Source organism: Streptomyces oryzae, assembly GCF_017676365.1.
Lineage (GTDB): Bacteria > Actinomycetota > Actinomycetes > Streptomycetales > Streptomycetaceae > Streptomyces > Streptomyces oryzae.
The window spans coordinates 1-6916 of the sequence record NZ_JADKMA010000279.1; the positions used below are offsets into that span (position 1 = coordinate 1).

Genomic DNA, 6916 nt, shown 5'->3' on the forward strand with positions numbered 1-6916 from the left:
GGGGCGTGCCGGCCATCGGGCACTCGTACGGGCACGGTTCGGCGGCGGGCACGTGCGGGCGCTCCTCCGCGGCCTGCTCCGGCGCCGCAGCCGGAGCCAGCACATCGCTGCGAATCGTGGCGAAGGCGAGAAGCGCACCGGCCACCGCGAGCCCGGCCGTGATGAGCATGGCGGCGCGGAAGCCGTCCGCGAAGGCCCGTGGGTCCTGGAAGTCGCTGCCGCCGATACCCGCGAGGACGGGAAGCGCGGCGACGGCGGCGAGCTGGGCGACGCGGGAGACAGCGTTGTTGACACCGGACGCCACGCCGGAGTGCTCGGCGGGGGCCGCTGCCAGAGCCGTGGCGGTGACCGGCGCGACCGTGGTGGTCAGGCCGAGACCGAAGACGACGACGGCCGGCAGCACCGACACCGCGTAGGCACCCAGGCTGCCCTCTCCCACCTGGATACGGAGCATCAGCAGCATCCCCGCCGCCAGCAGTAGTGGCCCCACCGTCAGCGGGATGCGGGGCCCGATGCGCTGGGCCAGCGCCCCGGCCCGCGAGGAGAGCGCCAGCATCAGCAGCGTCACCGGCAGCGAGGCGGCGCCCGCGTACAGCGGGGTGTAGCCGAGAGAGGTCTGCAGGAAGACGACCAGCAGGAAGAAGACTCCGCCCAGCGCGGCGTACACCACGAAGGTGACGGCGTTCGCGCTGAGGAACTGACGTGCCGTGAAGACGCCAGGAGGCAGCATCGGGCTGGTCGCCCGGCGCTCCGTCTGCGCGAAGCCGGTGAGCGCGCCGAGGCCGAGGACGAGCGCGGCCCCGGTCAGCCAGCCGGGCGACTCACCCCGCGGGCCCTCGATCAGCGCGTAGGTGATCCCGGCCAGCCCGACGGTGGCCAGCGCGGCGCCGCGTAGGTCCAGCCGCCCCGTCGCTGCGGGGTCGCGGCTCTCGGGAACCCGGCGGGCGGTGACCGCGACGACGAACAGGCCGATGGGGACGTTGAGGAGGAAGATCCACCGCCATGAAAAGGCGTCGATGAGATAGCCGCCGACGATCGGACCGAGCGCCGAGGCCACCCCGGTGAGCGCGGACCAGGCGCCGATGGCCGAGGGCCGGTCCGCCGCGCGGTAGGTCGCCTGGATGATGGCCAGGCTGCCGGGGGTCAGCAGCGCGGCGCCGACACCCTGCAACGCCCTGGCGAGGATGAGAACCCCGGCGGTCGGGGCCACCGCGCACAGTACCGACGGGATCATGAAGCAGACGACCCCGAGGGTGAAGACCCGTCTGCGTCCGTAGCGGTCCGCGAGGGAACCGCCGAGCAGGATGAGCGCGGCGAGGGTGAGCAGATAGCCGTCGAGCACCCACTGGAGTTCGGACACATCAGCGCCGATGTCCCGCCCGATCGCGGGCAGCGCCACATTGACGACGGTCGCGTCGAGGAAGCCCATGGCCGAGCCGAGTACGGTCGCCAGGAGGACCCAGCGCCCGGTGGTGGTCCGGAAGCCGACGGAACCGGCGTCGGGCATCGTGTCCTCTCGCGCTTCCATGGTCGCTCTCCGCCTCCGCTCTGCCTCCGCCTTCTGCGGCCTCCCCGCCACCACCTGCCGCCCGGCGATCGTACGGCGATCGTACGGCGGAACTCGGAGAGGCCCGGTCAGGCGCCCCGGCGCGCACGATGGCCGCCGGGCGCCGGAACGTGGGGGCTCGGCTCGCGTGAGGGGCCACCGGAAGACCCGGCCGGGGATGTCGTGACCGCGTCACAGCGAAGCCGCCGTCCGGTCACCACTCCCGCCGCACCCTTCCCCGGCACCCCGCCCTGAATCATGATGTCCGCGACATCGGCGCGCGAGGCGGGGGGAGTTGGAGATGGACAGGCGGGCGTTCTTGCGGGGTACGGCTGTGCTGCCGGCGGCGGGGGTGCTGGCGTACGCGGGTGGCAGCGGCGTGGCCGCGGCGCAGGGCGGTACGCGCGCTCGTGCCCGTACCCGGGTCGCACCGCAGGACTGGATGGCCGGGCTGGGTGCTTCGACGGAGCTGCGCGCGCTGACGATTCCCGGCAGCCACGACTCGGGGGCGCGGCACGGCGGGGCCTGGGTGGAATGCCAGGACACCTCGATCGCCGAGCAGTTGGCGGCCGGGATCCGCTTTCTGGACGTGCGCTGCCGGGCCATCGACGGGGTGTTCGCCATCCACCACGGCGCCTTCTTCCAGCACCTGATGTTCGGCGATGTGCTGATCGCCTGCCGTGACTTCCTGGCCGCGCATCCGGGCGAGACCATCCTGATGCGGGTCAAGCAGGAGTACTCGTCGGCCGGCGACGAGGAGTTCCGGCGGATCTTCGACGTATATCTGGACGAGAAGGGCTGGCGTTCCCTCTTCCGGCTCGACCGAGCGCTGCCGACCCTGGGTGAGGCGCGCGGCAAGGTGGTGCTCCTCGCCGACAACGGCGGGCTGCCGGGGGTGCGTTGGGGAGACTCCGCGATCTTCGACATCCAGGACGACTACCAGGCCGAGCCGTTCGCCAAGTACCCCAAGATCACCGACCAGTTCCGCGAGGCGGCGGCGCACCCCGGCCCCTGCTACATCAACTTCGTGAGCACGGCAGCCGGACTGCCGCCGGCCTGGAACGCCGACCGGCTCAACCCTCAGGTACGGGACTTCCTCAACGGCTCCGAGATGGCCGGGCGCAGCGGGCTCGGCATCGTTCCGATGGACTTCCCGCAGCGGGAGCCCGGTCTCATCGAAGCCGTCCTCAGGCACCAGCCCGCAGCGTAACGCCCGGGCGAATCGGTCCACCGCGCCGCCTCCGCCGGGGTCGCCCGCTGCTGCCCGGACTGGTGCCGGAGCCGATGCGCATCGCTCCTACGCGGAGGGGTTCCGCCCGACGAGCACCCCGTCGCCGGTGCCCTGCCCGGCGTCACGAACGTCACCGGTTCGGCCGGTTACTCCCCGGCGCCGCCGGCGGACCGGCGGCGAGCCGGACGGGCCGGACGAGCGCCGCCTCGTTGGCGGCACGGTTGAAGATGTACGGAGACGGCTCAGTCGGAACGCTTGCTCGGGCGGGCGCGGAGGTGGGCGCGTTCGCCCTGGCGGCCGAAGAGGCTCAGGATTTCGACGGGTTCGGCGGTGGCGGCGCCGAACCAGTGCGGTACGCGGGTGTCGAACTCGGCGGCCTCGCCCGGCGCGAGTTCCAGGTCGTGTTCGCCCAGGATGAGCCGCAGCCTTCCGTTGAGCACATAGACCCAGTCGTAGCCGTCGTGGGTCTTCGGCTCGTTGTCCTGCGGGGAGCTGTCGGGCGGGATGACGAGTTTGTACGCCTGGATACCGCCGGCCCGGCGGGTCAGGGGCAGCATGGTCATCCCGTGGGCGGTGACGGGCCGCAGATGGATGCGCGGGTCGCCGGTGGGCGGCGCGTCGACGAGCTCGTCCAGCGTCACGCCGTGCGCCTTGGCCAGCGGGAGCAGCAGTTCCAGGGTCGGGCGGCGGCTGCCGGACTCCAGCCGGGAGAGGGTGCTCACCGAGATACCGGTCCGCGCCGACAGCTCGGCCAGCGTGGTGTCGCGCCTGCGGCGCAGGGCACGCAGCCGTGGTCCGACCGCTTCGAGTGCTTGGTCAAGGTCGTCGTCCATACCTCCAGCTTGCCAGAGCGGCAAAGGCGTTTGCCGCTCTCCCGGTCCGGCCCGCACGGTTGTCCCCGGAGGTGGTCGCGATGACCGAGCAGCTGAGAGACGGCTATGAAGTGGTGGTGATCGGCGGTGGCGCCGCCGGACTGAACGGGGCGCTGATGCTGGCCCGGGCCCGGCGGTCGGTGGCGGTGATCGACGCCGGAACCCCGCGCAACGCCCCGGCCGAGGGCGTACACGGGCTGCTGGGCCACGACGGCATCCCACCGGCCGAGCTGCTGGAGCGGGGCCGGGCGGACGTCCGTCGTTACGGCGGCCACATCGCGCCCGGCGAGGTCGAGGCGGTGCAGGCGGCGGGGGCGACGGAGGCAGCGGAGGCCGTGGGTGCGGCCGAGGCGGCCGAGGCAGCCGTCCGCGCGGATGCGGATGCCGGGTTCGCCGTGTCCCTGGCCGACGGCCGGACCGTACGGGCGCGGCGTCTGCTCGTGGCCACCGGGCTCGCCGACGAGCTGCCGGTGGTACCGGGCCTGCGGGAGCGCTGGGGGCGCGATGTGCTGCACTGCCCCTACTGCCATGGCTGGGAGGTGCGGGACCGGGCCATCGGTGTGCTGGTCAGCAGTCCGATGAGCGTGCACCAGGCGCTGCTGTTCCGCCAGTGGAGCGCCGATGTCACCGTCTTCTCCCACACCATGCCGCCGCCGGCCGGCGAGGAGGCGGAGCAGCTGGCAGCGCGGGGGATCCGCGTGGTCGACGGCGAGGTGGCGGCCCTGGAGGTCGCCGAGGACCTGCTGAGGGGCGTCCGGCTCGCCGACGGCACGCTCGTGGCCCGTGAGGCGCTGGCCGTGGCGCCGCGCATGGTGGCACGCGCCGGCTTTCTGGCACCGCTGGGGCTGCGGCCGGTGGAGCACCCGACGGGGATGGGCACCCACCTTGCGGCCGACGCGAACGGCCGTACCGACGTGCCCGGGGTGTGGGTCGCGGGCAACGCCACCGATCTCGCGGCGCAGGTCGGCAACTCGGCGGCGGCCGGCGCGGCCGCGGCGGCCCAGATCAACGCTGACCTCGTCGCCGAGGAGACCCGCCGCGCGGTCGCCGCACACCGGAGCCCGTCCTCGAGCGCGTTCTCGCCCGCGACCGAGGCCCGGGTCGGCGAACTCGTGGCGGGAGAGCGCCGCCACGGACTGTGAAGCGCCCGGCCCGGCCGCGGGGCCGGGCCGGTGGCATCCTGGGCGGGTGGAGAGCGTGCAGCCGCTGCTGACCGTCGGCCACGGCACCGCCGGACGGGACGAACTGTCCCGGCTGCTGGACGGCGCCGGGGTGCGGTCCGTGGTGGACGTACGGACCGCACCGGGCAGCCGCCACAACCCCGACGCGCACCGCGAAGCCCTCAGCGCCTGGCTCCCCGAGCGGGGCATCGACTACCGCTGGGAGAAGCGGCTCGGCGGCTTCCGGCGGGCGGCGCCGGACGCACCCGACACCTTCTGGCGCAACGCCTCCTTCCGGGGTTACGCCGGACACACCCGCAGCCCGGAGTTCCTCGCCGCCATGGACGAGCTGCTGCGCGACGCCGCACGGACCCGCACAGCCGTGATGTGCGGTGAGTCGGTGTGGTGGCGCTGCCACCGGCGGATCATCGCCGACTTCGCCGTACTGGCCCGGGGCCGGACCGTGCTCCACCTCGCCCACGACGGCCGCCTCACCGAACACCCGCCCACCCCGGGGGCCCGGCTGCGGGACGACGGACTGCTGGTCTACGACAGGGAGAACGGCGAGCCGTAGCGCGGCCCGGCTCGGGCTCACTCCGGGGGCAGTTCCCCCGATCGGGCGATGCGGGCGTACCAGGAGGCGCTGGATTTCGGGGTGCGCTGCTGGGTGTCGTAGTCGACGTGCACCATGCCGAAGCGTTTGTCGTAGCCCCACGCCCACTCGAAGTTGTCCATCAGCGACCACACGAAGTAGCCGCGTACATCGGCCCCCTCCTGGATGGCCCGGTGCACGGCCTGCAGATGGCGGTGGACGTAGGTGATGCGCGCGGGGTCGTGGAACCGGCCCTCCGCGTCCGGGACGTCGGGGTAGGAGGCGCCGTTCTCCGTCACGTAGAGCGGCGTTCCGGGAGCCTCGCGGTGGAAGCGGAGGAGCAGTTCGGTCAGACCGCCCGGGTCGATGCTCCACCCCATGGCGGTCCGGTTGCCGGGCGGCTGGTGGAAGGCGACCTGGTCGGCGCCCGGCCAGGGCGAGTGCGCCCCGCCCCCGTGCCCGTCGTTGCGCTCCGGCGCGGTGCCGTCCGGCGCTGTGGAGACCACGGCGGGTGTGTAGTAGTTGACGCCGAGACCGTCGAGCGGCTGGTGGGCGAGGCCCGGGTCGCCGTCCTGGACGAAGGACCAGTCGGTGAGGTGAGCGGTGTCGTCCAGCAGGTCCGCGTCGTACGCGCCGTGCAGCATGGGCCCGGTGAACACCCGGTTGGCCAGCGCGTCGATCCGGCGGGCCGCGTCCTGGTCGGCCGGTGACTCGGTACGGGGGCGCACGGCGGACGGGTTGAGGCTGACCGCGACCCGGGCGGTCTTCGGTAGGGCCGCGCGCAGCGACTGGACGGCCAGGCCGTGGCCGAGGTTGAGATGGTGGGCAGCGCGCAGCGCCGCGACGGGGTCCGTACGCCCCGGCGCGTGCACCCCGGAGCCGTAGCCCAGAAAGGCGCTGCACCACGGCTCGTTGAGGGTGGTCCACAGCTCTGCGCGGTCGCCGAGCGCTTCGGCGACGAGGCCCGCGTACTCCGCGAAGCGGTACGCCGTCTCGCGCTCCGGCCAGCCGCCGGCGTCCTCCAGCTCCTGGGGGAGGTCCCAGTGGTAGAGCGTGAGGGCCGGGGTGATGCCCGCGGTGAGGAGCTCATCGGTGAGCGCGCGGTAGAAGTCGAGCCCGCGCTGTGCGGCGGGGCCCCGTCCGGTCGGCTGGACGCGGGGCCAGGACACCGAGAAGCGGTAGGCACCCAGGCCCAGTTCGGCCATCAGCGCCACATCGTCCCGGTAGCGGTGGTAGTGGTCGCAGGCCACGTCCCCGGTGTGGCCGCCGGACACCTTCCCCGGGGTGTGGGAGAAGGTGTCCCAGATGGACGGGGTGCGCCCGTCCTCCCGTACCGCGCCCTCGATCTGGTACGCGGCGGTGGCAGCGCCCCACAGGAAGCCGGCGGGGAAGCGGAGAGGGGCGGCGGTGTCCGTCGAGGTGTCGGCCTGCACGGATGTCATAGGAGCGCTCCCGGAGTTGTGCGGGCACGGCCGTGCCCTGGTTCGGCGTGGTGCGGGGGTTGAGGGAGAAGGG

At 73.4% G+C, this 6916-nt stretch carries 6 protein-coding genes; 3 read left to right on the forward strand and 3 right to left on the reverse strand.

Translation table 11 applies throughout. From position 1 onward, the window contains the following. Positions 1 to 1528, reverse strand: a 1528-nt coding sequence (locus ITI46_RS32215; protein ID WP_209243486.1) for a DHA2 family efflux MFS transporter permease subunit, incomplete at its 3' end; no start/stop codon positions are given. 319 nt (positions 1529 to 1847) lie between these two features. On the opposite strand from ITI46_RS32215, the gene ITI46_RS32220 reads away from it, so the two are divergent. Next, positions 1848 to 2756, forward strand: coding sequence for a phosphatidylinositol-specific phospholipase C (locus ITI46_RS32220; protein WP_209243487.1), 909 nt, complete (start codon positions 1848 to 1850; stop codon positions 2754 to 2756). 263 nt (positions 2757 to 3019) lie between these two features. On the opposite strand, the gene ITI46_RS32225 is transcribed toward ITI46_RS32220, so the two are convergent. Further along, entirely contained in the window at positions 3020 to 3610 is a 591-nt protein-coding gene (locus ITI46_RS32225; RefSeq protein ID WP_209243488.1) for a helix-turn-helix domain-containing protein, read from the reverse strand. Positions 3611 to 3690: 80 nt separating this feature from the next. On the opposite strand from ITI46_RS32225, the gene ITI46_RS32230 reads away from it, so the two are divergent. Both ITI46_RS32230 and ITI46_RS32235 read left to right on the forward strand, forming a co-directional pair. Next, entirely contained in the window at positions 3691 to 4791 is a 1101-nt protein-coding gene (locus ITI46_RS32230; protein ID WP_209243489.1) for an NAD(P)/FAD-dependent oxidoreductase, read from the forward strand. A gap of 46 nt (positions 4792 to 4837) precedes the next feature. Then, positions 4838 to 5383, forward strand: a complete 546-nt coding sequence (locus ITI46_RS32235) for a DUF488 domain-containing protein (RefSeq protein ID WP_209243490.1) — start codon at positions 4838 to 4840, stop codon at positions 5381 to 5383. 17 nt (positions 5384 to 5400) lie between these two features. Here ITI46_RS32235 and ITI46_RS32240 read toward each other — a convergent pair whose 3' ends face one another. After that, positions 5401 to 6843 (reverse strand): GH1 family beta-glucosidase, encoded by a 1443-nt coding sequence (locus ITI46_RS32240; RefSeq protein ID WP_209243491.1) that lies wholly within the window; start codon positions 6841 to 6843, stop codon positions 5401 to 5403. Positions 6844 to 6916 lie beyond the last annotated feature (73 nt).

What these genes read in the sequence shown, in the direction of transcription:
- ITI46_RS32220 (WP_209243487.1), top strand. Translation starts at nt 1,848, where the DNA reads ATGGACAGGCGGGCGTTCTTGCGGGGTACGGCTGTGCTGCCGGCGGCG.
- ITI46_RS32225 (WP_209243488.1), bottom strand. Translation starts at nt 3,610, where the DNA reads ATGGACGACGACCTTGACCAAGCACTCGAAGCGGTCGGACCACGGCTG.
- ITI46_RS32230 (WP_209243489.1), top strand. Translation starts at nt 3,691, where the DNA reads ATGACCGAGCAGCTGAGAGACGGCTATGAAGTGGTGGTGATCGGCGGT.
- ITI46_RS32240 (WP_209243491.1), bottom strand. Translation starts at nt 6,843, where the DNA reads ATGACATCCGTGCAGGCCGACACCTCGACGGACACCGCCGCCCCTCTC.